This window comes from Candidatus Chloroploca mongolica, assembly GCF_004762035.2.
GTDB classification, from domain to species: domain Bacteria; phylum Chloroflexota; class Chloroflexia; order Chloroflexales; family Chloroflexaceae; genus Chloroploca; species Chloroploca mongolica.
The window spans coordinates 1-19,066 of record NZ_SIJK02000054.1 but is presented as its reverse complement, the minus strand read 5'-3'; the positions used below and the strand labels follow the sequence as shown (position 1 = coordinate 19,066).

At 62.2% G+C, this 19,066-nt stretch carries 9 protein-coding genes; 6 read left to right on the top strand and 3 right to left on the bottom strand.

Going from position 1 to position 19,066, the window contains the following annotated elements; genetic code table 11:
- Positions 1-5,330, top strand: a 5,330-nt coding sequence (locus tag EYB53_RS20315; protein ID WP_205712705.1) for an FG-GAP-like repeat-containing protein, incomplete at its 5' end; no start/stop codon positions are given.
- 260 nt (positions 5,331-5,590) lie between these two features.
- On the opposite strand, the gene EYB53_RS20310 is transcribed toward EYB53_RS20315, so the two are convergent.
- Both EYB53_RS20310 and EYB53_RS20305 read right to left on the bottom strand, forming a co-directional pair.
- On the bottom strand, positions 5,591-6,256 hold the full coding sequence (locus EYB53_RS20310; RefSeq protein ID WP_135480451.1) for a response regulator: 666 nt from the start codon (positions 6,254-6,256) through the stop codon (positions 5,591-5,593).
- Complete coding sequence (locus EYB53_RS20305) at positions 6,253-7,557, bottom strand: sensor histidine kinase (RefSeq protein ID WP_135480449.1); 1,305 nt, start codon at positions 7,555-7,557, stop codon at positions 6,253-6,255. The genes EYB53_RS20310 and EYB53_RS20305 overlap by 4 nt, the downstream gene beginning before the upstream one ends.
- Before the next feature lie 165 nt (positions 7,558-7,722).
- On the opposite strand from EYB53_RS20305, the gene EYB53_RS20300 reads away from it, so the two are divergent.
- From EYB53_RS20300 to EYB53_RS20280, 5 genes are all read left to right on the top strand, one after another.
- On the top strand, positions 7,723-8,256 hold the full coding sequence (locus EYB53_RS20300) for a hypothetical protein (RefSeq protein WP_135480447.1): 534 nt from the start codon (positions 7,723-7,725) through the stop codon (positions 8,254-8,256).
- A gap of 210 nt (positions 8,257-8,466) precedes the next feature.
- Positions 8,467-9,150 (top strand): RNA polymerase sigma factor, encoded by a 684-nt coding sequence (locus EYB53_RS20295; RefSeq protein WP_135480445.1) that lies wholly within the window; start codon positions 8,467-8,469, stop codon positions 9,148-9,150.
- Positions 9,151-9,266: 116 nt separating this feature from the next.
- The gene (locus EYB53_RS20290) at positions 9,267-9,950 is read left to right on the top strand and encodes a carboxypeptidase-like regulatory domain-containing protein (RefSeq protein ID WP_135480442.1); all 684 of its coding nucleotides are present in this window, start codon (positions 9,267-9,269) and stop codon (positions 9,948-9,950) included.
- A 4-nt stretch (positions 9,951-9,954) separates the two neighbouring features.
- Positions 9,955-12,771 carry a CHAT domain-containing tetratricopeptide repeat protein gene (locus EYB53_RS20285; RefSeq protein ID WP_167857507.1) on the top strand — a complete coding sequence of 939 codons (2,817 nt, stop codon included), beginning with the start codon at positions 9,955-9,957 and terminating at the stop codon, positions 12,769-12,771.
- 15 nt (positions 12,772-12,786) lie between these two features.
- A complete protein-coding gene (locus tag EYB53_RS20280) occupies positions 12,787-18,576 on the top strand; it encodes a Kelch repeat-containing protein (RefSeq protein ID WP_135480437.1) in 5,790 nt (1,929 codons plus the stop codon).
- 252 nt (positions 18,577-18,828) lie between these two features.
- On the opposite strand, the gene EYB53_RS20275 is transcribed toward EYB53_RS20280, so the two are convergent.
- Positions 18,829-19,011, bottom strand: a complete 183-nt coding sequence (locus EYB53_RS20275; RefSeq protein ID WP_135480435.1) for a hypothetical protein — start codon at positions 19,009-19,011, stop codon at positions 18,829-18,831.
- Between the last annotated feature and the right edge of the window lie 55 nt (positions 19,012-19,066).

Sequence of the window (19,066 nt, the reverse complement as noted above, 5' to 3'; positions counted from 1 at the left end):
TCGATTATCTGGACACCTGGGACGGCACGTTGCTGCCGGACGGCACCTTTGAAGAGAACGACGCCCGGGTGCAACTTGGCGGGGCCTGGATCGCGCAGACGAGTGACGAAGCTAGCGGCGGCGGATACCTCTATTGGTACAGCAATGGGCGGGCGTGGTTCCCGTTGACGGGGGATAGTTTCAGCTTGCGGGTGATGGTGGGGCCGAACTTCGGCCAGACGCGGATCAGCATTGATGGGGAGGAGCAAGGGGTCTTTGACCTGAACGCACCAACGCTTGGCCCGCAGCGGCTCGCGTTTGCGGGGTTGGGGGCGGGGCCGCATGTGGTGCTGGTGGAGCAATCCCGGGGCAATGCGAGCCTAGACGCCTTCATCACCCCGGGCGAGGCTCCGTTTGTGGAATCACCGACGCGCAGCGGGATCAGCCGCTACGAAGAAGACGCGCCCGAATTGCGCTTCAACGGCGTGCCGCTGACGGTCGCCCCGACGACCTGGGACGACACGGGGTCGGGCTTGGCGAGTGGCGGGTACGCGGTAGCGTCGCGCACGGCGACTGACCAGGTGAGCCTGACCTTCACGGGAAGCTGGGCGCACCTGGGGTTGCTGACCAGCACCAACGGCGGGCAAGCCGAGGTCTTCATCAATGGCGTGAGCCAGGGGGTGCTGGACACGTACAGCCGGGTCGCCGGGGTGCTCAGTCGTGCCTATGCTGACCTCGGGCCGGGGCCGCATACCCTGGAGGTACGTGTGCTCGGGACGGAAAATGCGTTATCGACCGATAGCTGGGTCAACTTCGATTATCTGGACACCTGGGACGGCACGTTGCTGCCGGACGGCACCTTTGAAGAGAACGACGCCCGGGTGCAACTTGGCGGGGCCTGGATCGCGCAGACGAGTGACGAAGCTAGCGGCGGCGGATACCTCTATTGGTACAGCAATGGGCGGGCGTGGTTCCCGTTGACGGGGGATAGTTTCAGCTTGCGGGTGATGGTGGGGCCGAACTTCGGCCAGACGCGGATCAGCATTGATGGGGAGGAGCAAGGGGTCTTTGACCTGAACGCACCAACGCTTGGCCCGCAGCGGCTCGCGTTTGCGGGGTTGGGGGCGGGGCCGCATGTGGTGCTGGTGGAGCAATCCCGGGGCAATGCGAGCCTAGACGCCTTCATCACCCCGGGCGAGGCTCCGTTTGTGGAATCACCGACGCGCAGCGGGATCAGCCGCTACGAAGAAGACGCGCCCGAATTGCGCTTCAACGGCGTGCCGCTGACGGTCGCCCCGACGACCTGGGACGACACGGGGTCGGGCTTGGCGAGTGGCGGGTACGCGGTAGCGTCGCGCACGGCGACTGACCAGGTGAGCCTGACCTTCACGGGAAGCTGGGCGCACCTGGGGTTGCTGACCAGCACCAACGGCGGGCAAGCCGAGGTCTTCATCAATGGCGTGAGCCAGGGGGTGCTTGATACATACAGTGCGACCGCCGGCATCACCAGTACGGTCTACAGCAACCTGGGTGAAGGTCCGCACACGCTCGATGTGCGCGTGCTCGGTACCCAGAACATTTCGTCGACCGATAGCTGGATTACGCTCGATTTTATTGATGCCTGGGATGGCACCGCAATGGACGAGGGGCTTTTTACCGCCTCTTCGGCGCGGGTCTACCGGAGCAACGACTGGCAGGTGGTGTCCAACGATCGCTTGCCCGGTGGTGAGTTCATCGAGCGCGGCACCACGACGTGGTTCCATACCGTTGGCGACGCCCTGACCCTGGTGGGTGTGACCAATAGTGCCGACCAGAATGGGCCGACGCTGGTGGAAGTCTTTGTTGATGAAGTGAGCCAGGGTCTGGTTGACCTGACCTACGCCTTCTCGCGGTCGCCCGTGCCGATCCGTCTCGCCGGGCTTGGCGAAGGGCCGCATGTCGTACGCATTGCCAACCTGCGCAGGGGTGGCCTGGTTGGTTTCGACAGTTCGGCGACCCCCTTCGTGGGCATACCGATGGTCGAGTGGTACAGCGACGTGCCCGCGAGCAACGATGGTTACGTCCTCACAACTATCACTGCTGGCGATCTTAATGGTGATGGGAGCGTCGAATTAGCGCTCAGTTCAGGCAACGGCAACCTCTACATCTACCGGGGCGACGGTCAGGATGCGGGCGACGGGACACCGATCATCTGGCAACGCGAGGTCGGGTTGGGCGATACGCCAGCGCTGGTTGACCTGGATGGCGACGGTCTAGTCGAAGTGATCGTCGGCAGTGACCGGGGCGTGTTTGCGTTTGCCCACGATGGTACGCCGTTATGGTCAAACAGCGAAATCCGTCCCCATACGATAAAAGTTCGCGTATTTTTTGAGTCGTTGGGGTGGGGTGGGCCGGCTGTCGCGAACCTTGATGCTGATCCCGAGGCCGAGATCGTCGCGGTCGGGCATCTGGATCTCTGGCCGAACCCTGGGGTGGACACTCAGCGCCTGATCGTCTTCAAGGCTGACGGCACGGTCGCAGCACGTTACGATCTGCCGGTCAGCGACTTCCAATTCACGGCTACACCGCCACTGCTCGCCGATCTGACCGGCGACGGGCGACCCGAGATCCTGGTTGGTCAGCGCAACATTCTGATAGCGCTCAGCTACACCAACGGCACGCTCAGCGAGTTGTGGCGACGCACGACCACAATTACCTATGAGGCAGACACACAGTGGGGCGAAGGCACCTGGGGGGCGCCAGCGGTCGCCAACCTTGACGGCAACCAGCCCGGTGGCGACTCCGATCCCGAAATTGTGATGGTCTGGGACACCAAGATCGAACTGCTCAACGCTGATGGGAGCTTGATCTGGAGCTACGACGCCGGTCAACGCCTCAATCCTGGTTCGGTTTCGCTTGCCGATGTAGATGGCGACGGCGAAGTCGAGATCGTCACTGTGATGAAGCGACCATGGCCCGCCGACGAACAGGACATCATCGTGCTCAACGCTGATGGCAGCTTGCTTTGGACGCAACCCGTACTTGATCGGACAACCTCATCCTCGGGGGTTACCGTGATGGATCTGGACGGCGATGGTCGCTACGAGGTGGTCTGGAATGGGGCTGGAACCGGGTTGGCGATCTTCCAGGGCAGTGATGGCACGCTGCTCTTCAACGAGCCGCTGATCAACTCGGGGACGGTCAACGATTATCCGATTATCGCCGATGTGGATGGCGACGGACAGGCCGAGATCGTTGTAGGCGACAATGAGGGGTTCTACGTCGTCGGCTTTAGCGGCTGGAGCGCCGCCCGCCCGCTCTGGACGCAGTACAACTACCATATCACCAATGCCAATGACGACCTGACGGTGCCGGTGCTGGAACCGAATAGCTGGGAGGTTCACAATACCTATCGCACGCAGTCGCCGTTGCGCAACCCGGTGCCTGTCTATCTGCTTGATGTGGAACATCCGCTCCCGGCGACCGGGGTTGTGCCGTTGACCACGACCTTCTCGTTGCAGCCGCGCACGCCTGCGCCAGGGCTGACCTGGCGCTATCGGCAGGAGGGTCTGGCGCAACCGGTGCGCACGCTCAGCTTTGCGGCCCAGTTGACCGCGATGCAACCGGGCGAAGTACGCGCGGTCAGCGAGGGTACGACGGTGACTGCTACGCTGGCGAGTGGGCGCAACAAGCTCACCTTCCCGCCGCTCTATGTCACCGCAGCACGGCTGGTCACCATCGAGCCGGTACAACCCGCAGCCAGACCAGGCAGCCAGGCTCGCTACGAAGTCGAACTCTTCAACCCGACGACCACTGCGCTGACCTTCACGCTGAACCTCGACGGCCTTCCCATCGTCTGGGCCGATCTGCCTGGCGAGGTTCGGGTGGAACCCGAAACACGGTTGCGCCTGCCGCTGACGCTGACGCCCTCGGCAGCGACATTGCCAGGTGTGCTGCCCTTCACGATCCGCACAACGCTGCCTGACGGCACGAGCGATCAGGCCACGAGCATGCTCGACGTGCTCGCCGGGCTGCGTTTAGGCGTTACCCCGCCCGCGTTGCAGGCAGCCTATGGTGAAACCGTCAGTGCGACCGTGACCCTGCACAACGACGAGGCGACCGTCCGCACCTACGATCTGGCCGTGATGGGGCTGGATGGCCTGAGCGTCGCTCTTGCCGCAAGCGTCGCTGTACCAGCGGGAGGCGTGGCGACGTTGCCGCTCACCGTGACCGCGACGGCGGCGCAGCAAGTGACGCCCTTTGCGGTACGCGCTATCCTGAGTGACCCGACTGATCCGTTGACCACGACGGCGCAGGCGACCCTGGTGCAGAATGGTGCCGTCAGTGTCACCGCCCAACTCGCGCCAGGCGAGGCCGTGGGTGGCCCGTCTACCACGAGCGTGCTGACCCTAACTGTGACCAACAGCGGCAGCATGGCGTCAACCTTCGCCCTTGTTCCCGAGTTGCCATCGGGTTGGCAAGGAGCGTTGCTTGCCAACAGCGCCCCGGTAAGCGAACTGACCCTCACACCATTTGTCTTCAACCGCGCCGAGGTTCAATTGCTAGTGACGCCACCGGCAGGCACGCCGCCAGGTCGTTACCCTGTGCGGGTGCGCGTGAACGCACAGGCCAACCCGGCGCAGGCCATCGCCGTCGCCGACGTGGTTATCGGCACCCGTGGTGTCAGCGTCGCCCTGACCCCGACGAGCGCCCCCTTTGACCCGGATCAGGGCCAGAGTTGGCAGGTGCAGGTAACGAATACCGGTACGGTTGCCGACACCTACGACCTGGCGCTCGGCGGCTTCCTGGGGCTCAATGCAAGCCTGGCAAGCTCGACGGTTGCGTTGTTGCCAGGCAGTTCAACGAGCGTACCGGTGCAAGGTGGGCCAATGCCATTTGTCTTGCCGGGCACGCATCGGCTCGCCGTCACTGCCCGTTCGCAGGCCGAGGCCGGGATCAGTTCTTTTGCCACGGCAGAGGTGACCATTGCCGGGCGCAACGACGTCGCGGTGAGCCTCACCGGGGACAACCAGCAACTACGCACCGACAACCCGGTACGCTATCTCGCCGTCATCAGCAACACCGGTACCCTCGACGCCACCTACGACCTCACCGCCAGCATTGACGTCAACGGCGTCCGCCTCGAACTCGAAGCTGGCTCCGTCTTTGTCCCGGCGCGACTCGCGGCAGCTCTGATGCTCGACGCCATCCTGGAGACCACGCTGCCCACCGCCAGCGACGAGACTGCGACCGTCACCGTGCGCGCCGTTGCGCGGGGCAACGTCGCCAGCGGTCAAGCCTCGGCCCCGCTAGTGCTCAACCGCACCGCCCTGGAAAGACCCTTGATCTACCTACCCTTTATCCGGCGGTAGGCATGTTTTAAACGAGCTTGACCGTTCGCAGCGAAGGTAGGGCGATTGTATCATACGAAATCGGATACAACGGGGCACCCGCAAGGGGTGCCCCTACACCGGGCCCGTCCCCCGGCCCTGTAGGGGCACCCCTTGCGGGTGCCCTTGCGGGTGCCCTTGCGGGTGCCTTGGCGGGGTGCATACACGGAAGATGCAATCGCCCTAGCATGATGTGCTTGAATATGTAGCGGTGGGTACGCATGATGTCATGCTTCCGCACCTCACCCGAGCAAGCCAAGTTGCTGCGCCTTGAGCACGGCCTGGGTACGGTCACGTACCTCAAGTTTTGCCAACAGATTCGAGACATGGTTCTTGACGGTGCCTTCGGTGATCATAAGCTGATTGGCGATCTCGCGGTTGGAATGGCCGACGGCGAGTGCCCGCAGCACCTCTTGTTCACGTTCGGTCAAGGGTTCAATGAGCGGTGTTGCGGCAAGGGCCAGAGGAACAGCGGAGCGGTCATTGGCCAGGCGCGAGAATTCGGCGACCACTTTGCGCGTGATGCTGGGCTGAATCAGCGCCTCGCCTGCGGCTACGGCGCGTACGGCTGCCACAATCTCCTCGGCGTTTGTATCCTTGAGCATATAGCCACGCGCCCCGGCTCGCAGCCCCGCAAAGACATACTCATCATCATCGAACGTGGTCAGGATGATGACCCCCAGGTTGGGTTGTTCGGTCAAGAGCGCACGGGTTGCGGCAACCCCATCCATGTGTGGCATCCGCACGTCCATCAAGACCACATCGGGGCGTTGCGCGGCCACGACCGCAAGCGCCTCACGACCATCACTGGCTGCGCCCACCACACAAATATCATCCTCAAGTTCAATCAGGGTCTGGATGCCCTGTCGTACCAGGGTCTGATCATCTACGAGCACCACACGGATCATCGGGGTTGCTCCTTTAGTTTCACGGGTAAACGAATCATCAGCACAAACCCTCCCTCCGCCTCAGGACCCGCATGCAATTGGCCGCCAAGTTGCTCTACGCGCTCGCGGATCCCTGCGAGGCCAAAGCCACTACCCGCAGTTGCGCTACTCCCGCGCCCATTATCAACGATCTTCAGGCACACATGATCGGGCTCATAGGTCAATTGAAGCTGCACCATCGTTGCCGCTCCATGGCGCTGGGCGTTGGTCAAGCCCTCTTGCACGGCGCGGTAGAGCGTTTGCAGCATTGTGGACGGCAACTCACACGGTTCGCCCTGTAACTCCAAGCTGGTCTGCAAGCCCGTATGTTGACCAAAGGTTGTCGCGAGTTGCTCGAGACTCGCAGGAAGACTCTCGCTGGCGAGGGGCTTCTGGCGCATGGCGGCGACACTCTGGCGCACCTCATCGAGGGCGGCCTGCGCCACCGTGCGACTCGTCTGGATTGCGGTGGCGGCACGAGCAGGATCGCGTTCGATCAGGCGTGCTGCCGCTTGAAGCTGGAGGTTCAGTGCGGTGAGGTGGTGCCCCAGGCCATCATGGATGTCGCGTGCCAGCCGCACCCGCTCTTCGGCTACCGCAAGATCGTAATCGCGCCGCCGCGAAGCCTCCAGTTCCACATTGGCCGCACGCAACTGATCCAGCAGGGCCTCGGCCCGCTCGGTTTGCTGACGGTAGAGATTAAGTACTGTCGAGACAACGATCACAAAGATGAGCCCGGTGCTCAAGACGAAGAGATTCCACAGAATCACCTCCAGCGCAATGCCGACCAGCAACAGGGCTGACACCCAGCTAGCGATGAGGCCGAGCAAATAGAGGGTTGCCCGGGGTGTCGTCAGCATCACAAAGGCCTGGGCAGTCAAAACAAAAATGAGGTAGGGGACAAAACTAAAATTCGTACTATCACTTAGCCCGGTAATCCAGACCAGGACAAACCAGAGGAGGCCATTTACCCCGAGATGGAGCCAGTCGGCGCGTTGCATGCCCAGCGCGCTTTCAAGGTCGCCAAGCACCATATTCAACACAAACATGGTCGCCAGCGCGAGGAGCCCGACGCTAAACCATAGAGTACCCACATCGCGCTGGTTGAGAATAAAGAAGATCATGGCCCCGAGCACCATGATGTGCGCTGCCAACTGGAGCGCATTTTCGCCCGTCGGCATGAAGCGCTTCCGTAGCTCGCGCCACAGGCTAGAGGGGGCTAGGGTGAACGTGAGGCGTGGGTGCTTCAACTTGTCAATGATGCTACTCCAGCGCATGGGCATGCCTTGAATCTTGATGCTTAGTCATCACTCTTATCATACCATCGCTTTCTTGCTTCTATCAAAAGTCATCCCTCTGAGTTCTACCCTCTTACACTGGTGGCAGGCAGCAGTTTGGCGTATGCTGAAGTCAGCATAATAAGTGTAGCGAACCACAGGAGGTTTCCGATGCAGAACACAATCAATCAGCGCAACCAGCACGATCACCAGACAGAGCAGCACGGGAATAAGCAACACCAACTCGTTGGCGGTATGCTCCTTATTGTTGCTGGCATTGCCCTTGTACTTGCCCAATTCTTTAATCAAGGTGTCTGGGTGCTGCTTACGCTTGGCGTTGGCTTCACGGTAGCGGGCATCGCCACCAGGCATGCGGGCTGGTTCATCCCTGGCGGTATTCTCAATGGCATTGGTCTTGGTGTCATGTTGATCGAGAGCGGCATAGTTAGCGGGGAACCGGTCGAAGGCGCTACCTTCCTGCTTGCTTTTGCCCTCGGTTGGGCTAGCATCACCCTTTTCACGCGTCTCTTCAGCAACGAGGCGCTGTTCTGGCCCCTCATTCCTGCTGGCATCATGGCGTTCATTGGTGGGGCTCTCTTCCTCGGTGAAGTTGGGTTGGGTATGCTCAGCACCCTCAACTACATCTGGCCGTTGCTCCTCGTCATCGGTGGGATCGTGATCATTGTACGCAGCCGTCGACAGTAAGTGGCCTGCGGCACGCAAGAAGTATGCTGATACGGGCGACAACGGGGAGCCTAGCTCCCCGTTGTCGCCCGTATCAGCATGTGCAGCGTATAATGGGTGTGTAGTTGAACCTTGTATCTGTTTGTTGTACAATCCGGCAACATGCACAAAGTGAAATCATGCTAATCGTTGCCCATCGTAGCTGCATCATTGTTGCTGAGGGTTCTCGTTATGAACACTGGTTCTCGTTCTGATCACGATATTTTACTGGGTTCGCTTACGCTTGATGATCTCTATAGCCGCTGTGAAGCCCAGCTCGCTGCCTTTCAGCAATCACGCGACAGCCGCCAAGATAGTCGGAGTTGCGAAGAAATTTTGCGCCGTGCGGCCAACCGCGACGAGGATGCCTTTGCTTGGCTCTGGCGGATCAGCATTCCCCTCGTACGCAAGCTGTGTCCAGTGCAGTGCCGTGGCGATCTGGATGACTTGCAGCAAGAGGTGGCGATCAATCTGCTGCGCAAATTTCGCCATCCGACCTCACCGTATCAGGCACGTTCATTTGCCGAATACCGCGTTTATTTGCATACGACTGTCTTCCACACATGCCTGAAAATGCCCCGCATATCCCCGGCCATTGCCCTGGAGTCACTGCGCTTCGAGCCAAGCCAGGGAGAAGAGACAGATGCTGTGATGCGCCACGCTTTCTATGAACGTTGCCTCGTGTTGCTGCCTGATGAGTTGCACCGCGAGGCGTTTCGTCGCCGCTTTGTACTGCATGAGGATCCGGCGACGATCGCTGCCGCTCTCCGTGATCGCGATGCTTCGCTGACGATCAAAGATGCCTATCGCCTGATCGAGCGGTGCATTAAGCTGCTCGCTAAGTTGCCCGAGATCGGTGATATGCTTGAAGCTTGATGGTGGAAATACGTTGTAAGTCCGGTTTATCTTGCTAGATGGATAATGTGCTTCAAAAATGAAGCATTACATTGGGCCTACCGTAGTGCCGACTTCAGTATGCTGGGAAAACTTGTATGAATACGAAGCCGATTGAACCTGGTGATTTGCTGGCGTACCTCGATGGTGTGGCGTTGCCGCATGTTGAACAGGCTCTGGAAGCCTCAGCCGAGCTGCGGCAGGAGTTTGAGCAACTGCGTCGCGTAGAGCAACACATTCACCAATCCTTGGATGGCTTGTCTGTCCCTGAGCCCCAGGATCTCGTTGATGTGGCTACTGGTCAGGCGACGCCGCAGCAACAACTTCGCGTTGCGGCCTATGTGCGGGCCAATCCTCGCGCCAAAGAGATGTTCACCGAACTCCTGGCGCTTCAGAGTCAGCCAGCCGATCGCCCCGGTCGTTTCAGGCTGCCGCGTTTTGTGGCGCTGCCGCAGTTGCTTGGCGCTGGCATGCGCAGCATCGCGCCAGTCGTGCCCGATCAATCGTTCTACGCAAGCGAGCTTGCCGTCCAGATTGTGCTCCGCCTGCCGCCGCCAGAGAACGATTACTGGCGGATCGAGGGCTATGTCACGCACCATGATCAGCCTGCCCCTGATGTGCGGGTGAGGCTCCGTGGCGATCAGGCGCGGCCCCGCCCCCGCACGACTGATGCGGACGGCTTCTTTACCTTTACGCGTCTTGCTGCTGGCACGTATCTGGTGCAAGTGCATTTTGCCGAGGGGGTGGTGCTGCTCCCTGCGCTCACGCTTTCCCATGCTTGAGGCGATGCTGCCAGCACTATGGGCGACCCAGGCTGAGCCAACCCGGATCGCCGCGTGGTTGGCAGTGAACCCGATCGACCCGCTGGCGCTCCTGGCTCAGCTACGCGATACGATTCTTGACCTGCTCGATACCGGGGCCGTTTCCGAGGTTGAACTGGCGGTGGCGTGTGCCTGGGCGGTGGCTCAAGCAACGCAGCACCCCGAGGCCACGGCTCTCGCGCACTGGTGTCATGGGTTGGCGCTGCTCAATCGCGAGACCAGGCCAGCTTTGAGCCACCTCGATGCTGCCTATGCCTATTTTGTGGCGCAGGATCGTCGGCCCGAACAGGGGCGCTTGCTGATCGGACGCGCCGGGTTGTTGGGGCAACTCGGTCGGCTCGACGAAGCGCACACGGCGATCAGGCGCGCAGCTGAGTGCCTGGCAGATGCACCGGACGCTCAGAATCGCCTGCCAGCGCTCTACATGAACCGGTCTGATATTGAAGGACGGATGGGCCACTACGAGGCTATGCTCACGACGGCCCGCGAGGCCGAGGCGTTGGCCGTGAGCTATCACCAGCCCGCAGCGCAGGCCGAGGCGCTGATCAACCAGGCATTTGCGGCGCTCTTCTTGGGTCAATTTACGCTGGCGGAAGCGACGCTCGAACGTGCAGGTGCGGTGGCTGAAGCATGTGGCTCTGCCGAACTGCGGGCGCGTGTCGCCGTGAACCAGGCGCGCTTGGCGACCTATCGTGGCGAACTCTTCACCGCGCTGCGCCTGTTGGCCCAGGCTCGTACCGATTTTGCGACGGCCCGGATCGAGCTTGACCAGGCGACGGTGGCGCTCGAAGAAGCGGTGCTCTTCGAGCGCCTGCAATTGCCCCTCGAAGCCCGCCGTGCGGCGCTCCAGGCGGCTCATATGTTTGAACAGGCCGGGCTGCTTCAGGAGGCGGTGGAGGCTATCCTCTTCGCCGTACGGCTGGCCCTGGCCCTCGATCAGAACGCCCTTGCCCGCCAGGATCTTGCGCGTGCGACGGCGCTCGCCATGCAGTCCCCGTTGCCGCCGGTGCTCCAGGCGTTGCTCCAGGGTTACACCGCCCATCCGCGCTTTCAGCGTAACGCTGCTGAACGTCGCCTTGCCCTAGCCCAGGTGGCGGCGGCTCAGGCGACCATCGCGGATGCCGGGGTGCTGGCTGAGCAACTCGAGCTGGAGTTACTGGCGGCAGCCTTGACGCAACATGCCAGGGCCGCCGTGCGACGCTATCAGCACCTGGCTGATGTAGCCCGTGAACATGGACTCGATGGCATCGAGCAGCGCGCCCTGGTTGAGCAGGCCCGCCGGATGTCTGCCACCGAAGCCTGGGTGCCCCTCCAGCGTGCGGCCGACCTGGCCGCGGCAACCCGGCGGATGCTACCGAGTGAAGAGTTGAAGGCAAGCTATCTGACCGGCACGGCTCCGCTCTATGCCCACCTGATCAGTAGCTATCTGCAAGCCGGGCGCCTCGAGGCAGCCGTGCAGAGCCTGCTCGAAGCCAAAGGCGGGATCTGGGCTGAGCTCGCCGCGCCGAGCGCCGCGTCTCTGCACGCGTCACTGCTCCAGGATCCAGCCTGGCTCAGCGCCAAGACCGCGTGGGACTACTGGCGGGCGCAGATGCATCCTGAGGATGAGCTTGCCTACCAGACCCTCTGTGCCGAGCGGATCAAGCAGGCCGAGACGACCCTGCAAAGCCTGGCCCGCCAGCACCTCCGCCAGCGTCCCGTGCAGACCCTCCCCGCGTTGGCGTCGATCCAGCAATGCTTGCCGTCCACCAGTGTCGGCGTCGAGTACCTCATTGCGGACGGGCAGATCTGGGCGTTTCTGCTGACGGCTGACGCAGCGGTGCGCCAGGTGGAGCTTGGTTCGGTGGCGCAGGTGACGCAACTGCTGAGTCGGCTGACGCTTCAGCACCATGCGTTGGGGCATTGTAGCTCGCCCGCACAACAGCAGCGCATGGCAACGGGCCAGCTTGCCGCCAGCGAGCGATTATTGGGCGAGCTCTACCACCTGCTGATCGCGCCGATCATTGCCACCTTCGCTGCCGACGTCAACCAGGTGATCATCGCACCGGATGGGCCGCTCTACAGTGTGCCCTGGGCGGCGCTGCGCGACCACACCCAGGCTGGTTCGCGCTACCTCGATGAAGAGTACAACCTGCACCTGATCCCCTCACTTGCGCTGCTTGCGATGCCACCCGTGCCCCAGGCCACGGGAACCCCCTTGCTGCTCGGCTGGGAAGGTCAGCCCCCTCTTCCTTATGTCGTCGCCGAACTTGCGGCCATTCAGCGCCAATTCCCGTCAGCCCGTCAGGTCTACCCAGCTCACCTGCGTGATCTGCACTGGGAAGAGCCGCCGGCCTTCCTGCACCTTGCTGTTCACGGCCAGGTCAACCCCTATGCCCCCTTGCTCTCCCAGCTCAGCCTGGCCGACGGCCCGCTCTTGCTCGCCGACGTGCTCAATGTGCCGCTGGCTGGCACAGCCCTGGTGACACTCAGCGCCTGCGAGACCGGCACCACCCCGGAACGAGGCGGGGTCGCGCTGGCGCTAGCGGGAGCCTTTTTGAGTGCAGGGGCACGGGCGGTCGTCGCGAGCTTATGGCCGGTGCATGATCAGGCCACGAGCCTGATGATGGAGCAGTTCTACCAGGGGCTCGCCGCTGGGCAAAACCCGACCGAAGCCCTGAGCGCGGCGCGTGCGGCGGCGCGGGCCATGGGCTACGTCCATCCCTACTACTGGGCCGCGTTTCAACTGTTGCTGCGTGAGGGAACGCCGACTGTTGCCGTAGCGCTACCTTACATACTCTGAAACAAAGGGACTCCTATGAGGCGCTCTACCCACCCTGCTAGCCTGCTCCTGCTCATCACGCTGCTGATCGTCCTCTTGTCGTCACCGTTCACCACGAGCGCTACCGTCCAGGGTGTTCCCGAAGAAGGGCCGCCTCCCGTGGATCAGCAGGTTGCGGCGACCGCTGACCAGGCGATGATGCCGCTCGCGGCCCCGCTAGCCCCGCCGCCCTTGCCGCGCTCGTGCATCCGTGGGGCGGCGCTCGACAGCTTTGCCGCCGTGATCTGCTGCGTGAGCGGCTACGTCTACCTGAATGGCGTGCCGATTGCCGGGGCCGAGGTGACGATCAGCGTCGGTGACCGCACCTTGACGACCCAGACCCAGCGCGGTGAGGCGGGTGGCTTGCCCTTCTTCGCGGCGCTGCTCAGCGATAACCTTGGCGATTCCAGTGCGCTCCAGGCTGAACCGGGCGACACCGTGACGATCACCGCCAGCGCCGATGGGCAGAGCAAAAGCGTCAGTTTCATCGCCCAAGAGGGCGGCCAGCAAGTTGATGTGGTGCTGCCCCGCCTCGCCTTCGAGAGCAACTGGGCGCGCGGTGAGCGCCCAACGCCGAACTTCAAGGCGGCGGCGATGGCCTACGATGCCACCCGCAAGCGGATCATCCTCTTCGGTGGGCTTGAGCGCCAAGGCAGTGTTGATGTGCCGCTCGCCGAAACCCGGGCCTGGGATGGGCGCAGTTGGATGCGCCTGGCACCAATGGTCGTACCGCCCGCCCGTTCGGGGCACACGATGGCCTACGACGTCGCCCGTCAGCGCATCATCCTTTTTGGCGGCACTGGCAGCGGAGGCGTTGCACTCACCGACACCTGGGAGTGGGACGGGACGATCTGGCGCGAGAGCGTAATACCCACGCCCCCCGCACTCAGTGGGCGCGCAGCAATGGCCTACGACAGCGCCCGCAACCGGGTGTTGCTGGTCGGTGCCGACGCCGCCAACCCTACCGACTTTGGGGTCTGGGCCTGGGATGGCGCAACCTGGATGCGTCAACCAGCGACGATCCCGGCCCCGGCGCGCACCGGTTTCGACCTTGCCTACGACGCTGAACGCGACCGGCTCGTGCTCTTTGGCGGCCTGCGCGCCAGTGTGCTCCAGCAGGACATTTGGGAGTACAACGGGGCTACCTGGGCACGAGCCTATCCGCTGACTATGCCCAGCGCCCGCAGCGGTCACGCGATGAGCTACGACCCGGTGCGCGGGCAGGTATTGCTGGTCGGTGGGGTTGACGCGGGCGGCAAGCCCCTGGAGGATAGCTGGGCCTGGGATGGTGAGACATGGGCCGAACTGCGGGTCGATCTGCCGCCACGGGCGGGTGCCCTGTTGACCTACGACAGCACCCGCCAGGTGCCTGTGCTCGCGGGCGGCTACAGCGACGCCGCCGCCAGGATCTACCCCGGCGAAACCTGGGAGTTGGATGATATAGATTGGAATCAACGCTCGCCACGGGTGAGTCCGGCTGCTCGCTACGACTACCAGATGGCCTACCAGCAGGAGCGTAAGCGGGCTGTGCTGTTCAGCGGGAGGATGTCATTAGCAAGGCCCGAGGATACGTGGGAATGGGATGGAGTTACATGGACTCAGCGCACACCGCCAGTGAGTGCTCCTTACACTGCTTATGGGGCAATGGTATATGACGAAGTCCATCATTATGTCTTAATGTTTGGAGGGCAACAATCAGCGGCTTCACCGAAAGCTGCCAATACCACGTGGGTCTGGGATGGATACACATGGAGACAAGTCTTCCCTGTGGCTTCACCTTCTCCTCGTATAGATCATCAGATGATCTACGATAAACTACACCAGCGGATTGTCCTTTTTGGCGGAAAGACCGCTACTTTTACGCAGCTGAACGATACATGGCTGTGGGATGGAACTACATGGACTGATGCTTCGCCGAGTACATCTCCACCAAAGCAGAATTATAAGCCTCTCATGGCCTACAATGAGGCTAATCAGCAAACTATTTTTTTAGAGATTGTCAACAATCAGTCTCCAAGTAAGGTCATGACATGGGACGGCACAAACTGGACTGAGCAGAATCCGACCCTAAAAGTGCGGTGTTTCCTAGACTGTGGAGCCATGGTCTATGATCGGATAAGACAACGTGTCGTCGTTCTCCTCGAAACATCTCCTACCACTGTCTGGGAATGGGACGGCGTAAACTGGGCCATCCTTGAACGGACATCCAGACCAGCAGGGCAGGATTTAACCGGCCTTCTATTGTTGCCTGGTAACCAGGGGATGGCCCTCTTTGGACGGCATACCGATACTGCTAGTACCCTGAACATGGCCTGGCTCTGGGACGGCTCAACCTGGCGCGAGCAACCCGATGACAGTGTAGTGCCCACCGCCCTCTCCGCCGCTGCGCTGGACTACACCAGCGACGGTCTGAGTCTGCTCTTTGGCGGGCGCGCCCAGGACGGCAGCCTGAGCGGGCGTACCTTCCATTGGCAGGGCAGCCACTGGCTCCAACTCGACCCGGATACGGTGCCGCCGCCGCGTCAAGCCCATCAGATCGCCCGCAATAGCGATGGGAGCCAATTGTTGATGTTCGGCGGCACGGGTGCGGGCAACGTCGCATTGGACGACACCTGGCTCTGGGATGGGGCCGACTGGCACCTTCAAGCTCCCGCAAGCCGACCTCCGGCGCGCAGCGCGTACAGCCTGACCTTCGATACGCGCCGCAATGTGTGGGTGCTCTTTGGTGGAGCGAGCGCAAGCGGTGCGTATCTGGACGATACCTGGGAATATGATGGCACGACGTGGCGACAGATCAACGTGGAGGGCACACCACCCACCCGCGCCGGGGCCACGCTCACCTACGACCAGCGCCGGGGTGTGGCGGTACTCGTCGGCGGGCAACGCGGGAGTGGTCTGCTTGCCGATGTGTGGGAGTATGACGGCACGACATGGACGAATGCCACGCCCGCGCAGCCCCTCGTGGCGCGTACAGGGCACGGCGCGGCGTATGATCGTGACCGTGGCGTTATCGTGGTCATCGGCGGGCGCGACGATGCCGGTGTGCGTGGCGACACCTGGGAATGGGATGGGGAAGTTTGGCGCGAACGGCTCGCCACAACGCCGATGAGTACACGGCAGCGTATGGTCGTCGCCTACGATGCGTACCGTGGCGAGGTGGTCGCCTTTGGCGGTGAGAATGACGCGGGTATACTCCTGGGCGATACCTGGCTACACCAGGCAAGCGGCAGCTACGCCAAGCCGATCCCGATTGCCACGATCAACCGCATCTTGCCGCGTGATGCCAGGCAGGGTGTTGATACCATCCGCTTTGAGGGGACGGGCGCTGACTCTGATGCGACCGATGTGATCAGCGCTTATCGCTGGATGCTCAACGGCAGCGTGATCACGACCGAGCGCAGCTTCAGTCGTGCTGCCGCCGATCTTCCTGTGGGCGTGCATACGATCAGCTTCGCGGTACAAGACGACGAAGGCGATTGGTCGCCCACCGTCGAGCAGCAGATCATCATTCGCGACGGCGGCGGGGGTGGGTATGGAACCCAGAGTTGGACATTGCTGATCTACGCCGCTGCCGATAACAACCTCGACCCGTGGATGGGCGAGAATGCAGCCCTGAACGGCATGCTTTACCGCTTGCAGAAGGCCGGGCCGCAAGCCAACGTGCAAGTTGCCGTACTCTATGACGGGCCGAGGGTCAACGATACGCGGCGCTACACCCTCGATGCTGCAGGGAACTGGGCGCGCACCGATCTCATCGAGGCGCGGATGGATGAGCCTGGCACCCTGCGCGACTTCCTCACCTGGGGTTTTACCAGTCTACCCGCTACGGACCACTACGCCCTGGCGATCGTCGATCACGCCAACGGCATTGTTGGCATTGCCCAGGACGAGACCAGCAAGGGGGAGACCACACCAACCCCCTTCCTGACCTCGCTCGAGGTGCGGGCCGCCCTGATCGAAGCGACCGATGATGGCGCACGCAAACTCGACCTCCTCTTCTACGACGCCTGCTCGTTCGGGCTCTTCGAGAACGCCGCGATCGCCGCGGGCCTGGCCGACTTCGTCGTCGCGTCGGCGAACACCGCCTGGGGCATCTTTGCGTACGACCACTACCGCCAGATGCTCGGTCAGGCGAGCGACCCGCGTGATGCAGCCGTCAAGATCGCGCAGCACTATGCGACAGCCATCAATGCCGAGGCGCTGCCCTACACCATTGCCGCCTTTGACCTGGGCCATTTTGCCGAACTCGAAGCCGCGCTCAGTGCGCTCGGCCAGAGCCTGTTGAACTACGTGGAAGCTGATCGCGATCCACGCCGCCAGGCGCTGCGTGAGTTGCGCAGCACCGTGCAGAAGTATGACTCAGGGCAGGGTTCGCCCTTCGAGCCCGACAACGAAGACAGCTACGTGGATATAGTGGATCTCGCACAAAAGCTGCGCGATGGCATCCCAGATAGCGCGGTGCAAGCCGCTGCCGAGCGGGTCTTGGCGGTGGCCGAGCCGAGCAACCAGCGCTTTGTGGCCTACAGCTCGCGTGCGAGTCGCTCCTTCCAATATGTGGATGTCTACCAGGGTGGCGAACGCACCTACAACGTGCAACTCGACAACGCCCATGGCCTGGGGCTCTTCTATCCGCCGCGTTCGAGTAGCACGAGCGACAGTGCCTTCATGAACTACGTCGGGCACCGCCTCTTTCACATCACCCGCGACAACGGCTGGACACGCTTTCTTGCGCAGGGGTTGCTCGCGCAGCAAGGCAACGATCCACCGCCGCTGGTGAGCGATGTGCTGATGCCACCGTTCATTCCACCGAACCCTGACGCGAGCGATGGGATGGACGTCACAGTCGAGGTAAGCCTCGAAGGCGAGCCCGGCGTTCCAGATCCGCGTCTGAGCCTGCCGCTCACGGTGAGCCTGCGCACGGCGGGAAGCACCACGCCCGTCTATCGGGCGACCCCGACCCTTGACCAGGCCGGTCGCTTCCGGATCGACAGCCTCGCCCCCGCGACCTACACCCTGAGCGTCAAGCATCCCCAGACGTTGCGGGTGGAGGTGACGCAGGAGTTGACTGGAACCGAAGCGACGATTGCTATCGGGCCACTCCCGTCGGGCGACGCCAACAATGACAATCGGATCTCGTTGCTCGACTTCTCGGTGCTCGCCACCACGTTCGGGCGCAGCAGCGGGAGTGTAGGCTACGATGGGCGGGCGGACTTCAACGGCGATAGCATCATCAACCTGCGTGACTTCTCGCTGCTCGCCAAGCACTTTGGCAAGGTAGGGGCTGAGGCGTCACCACCCGCCGAATTCCGCGCCAGCAGGCCAGCGGTGCGGGCACAGCAGGTCGTGCCGAACCTCACCGCAGGGGCAATCGTGACCCTGAACGTGGCGGTAAACGCGCCAGCGACCGGGTTAGATGGGGCCGCCGCAACGTTGGTCTTCGACCCGAACGTGCTCGAAGTGCTTGCCGTGACGGGCGATACCACGCTCGAACACCCGCTCCAGCAGGTAGTCGATCCCATCGCCGGACGGATCATCCTGGCGCGGGGCACCCTCGCATCGCAACTTCCCACGGGCGAGGTGCAGCTCGCGCAGATCAAGGTGCGGGCGCGCACCGACGCCGCCGCGACCTCGATCACGCTCGTGGATGATGGTGAGCACGGTCAGAGTGTGGTCACGGCGCGTGGGCACGTGGTGCCCCTGGCGGCAACGGAGTGGCGGCTGACGCTGAGCCCGGCGAAGCATACCGTCTACCTGCCGGTGGCGATCCGGGCAGCAACAACACGCTAAGGGGTTTGCAGCTACCTTGCAAATACGCTCACGCGAAGGCGCGAAGGCGCGAAGGGTTCGGTCACCTACACGAAAACCTTTGCGCCTTTGCGTCACACCACCTGCCTTGCAAATACGCTCACGCGCAGGCGCGAAGGGTTCGGTCACCCACGCAAAAACCTTTGCGCCTTTGCGTCTTTGCGTCAAACCAACCGCCTTCTTTGCAAGGTATTGTGTCTAAGACAAGGTTCGTAGATACTTTACAGTTTGACGTTACGCCGCCTGCGCCAGCGGCGCAGCGTGCGGCGTGACCGCCACAGCGGGCGGATAGTCCAAGGCTACCAGCCAGTCCGTCGGCGCGTCAGTCATGCCACTCAGATGGAGCGGACTCAGCCCCTTGTGGATGCCACGGGTGAAGACACGATGATTATGCCACACCGCCAACAACGCGACCATGCTGATCAACGATAATTAGAATTGCCGGTGGTGATCTTGAGAATTGCCGATCCCA

What these genes read in the sequence shown, in the direction of transcription:
- EYB53_RS20310 (WP_135480451.1), bottom strand. Translation starts at nt 6,256, where the DNA reads ATGATCCGTGTGGTGCTCGTAGATGATCAGACCCTGGTACGACAGGGC.
- EYB53_RS20305 (WP_135480449.1), bottom strand. Translation starts at nt 7,557, where the DNA reads ATGCCCATGCGCTGGAGTAGCATCATTGACAAGTTGAAGCACCCACGC.
- EYB53_RS20300 (WP_135480447.1), top strand. Translation starts at nt 7,723, where the DNA reads ATGCAGAACACAATCAATCAGCGCAACCAGCACGATCACCAGACAGAG.
- EYB53_RS20295 (WP_135480445.1), top strand. Translation starts at nt 8,467, where the DNA reads ATGAACACTGGTTCTCGTTCTGATCACGATATTTTACTGGGTTCGCTT.
- EYB53_RS20290 (WP_135480442.1), top strand. Translation starts at nt 9,267, where the DNA reads ATGAATACGAAGCCGATTGAACCTGGTGATTTGCTGGCGTACCTCGAT.
- EYB53_RS20285 (WP_167857507.1), top strand. Translation starts at nt 9,955, where the DNA reads ATGCTGCCAGCACTATGGGCGACCCAGGCTGAGCCAACCCGGATCGCC.
- EYB53_RS20280 (WP_135480437.1), top strand. Translation starts at nt 12,787, where the DNA reads ATGAGGCGCTCTACCCACCCTGCTAGCCTGCTCCTGCTCATCACGCTG.
- EYB53_RS20275 (WP_135480435.1), bottom strand. Translation starts at nt 19,011, where the DNA reads ATGGTCGCGTTGTTGGCGGTGTGGCATAATCATCGTGTCTTCACCCGT.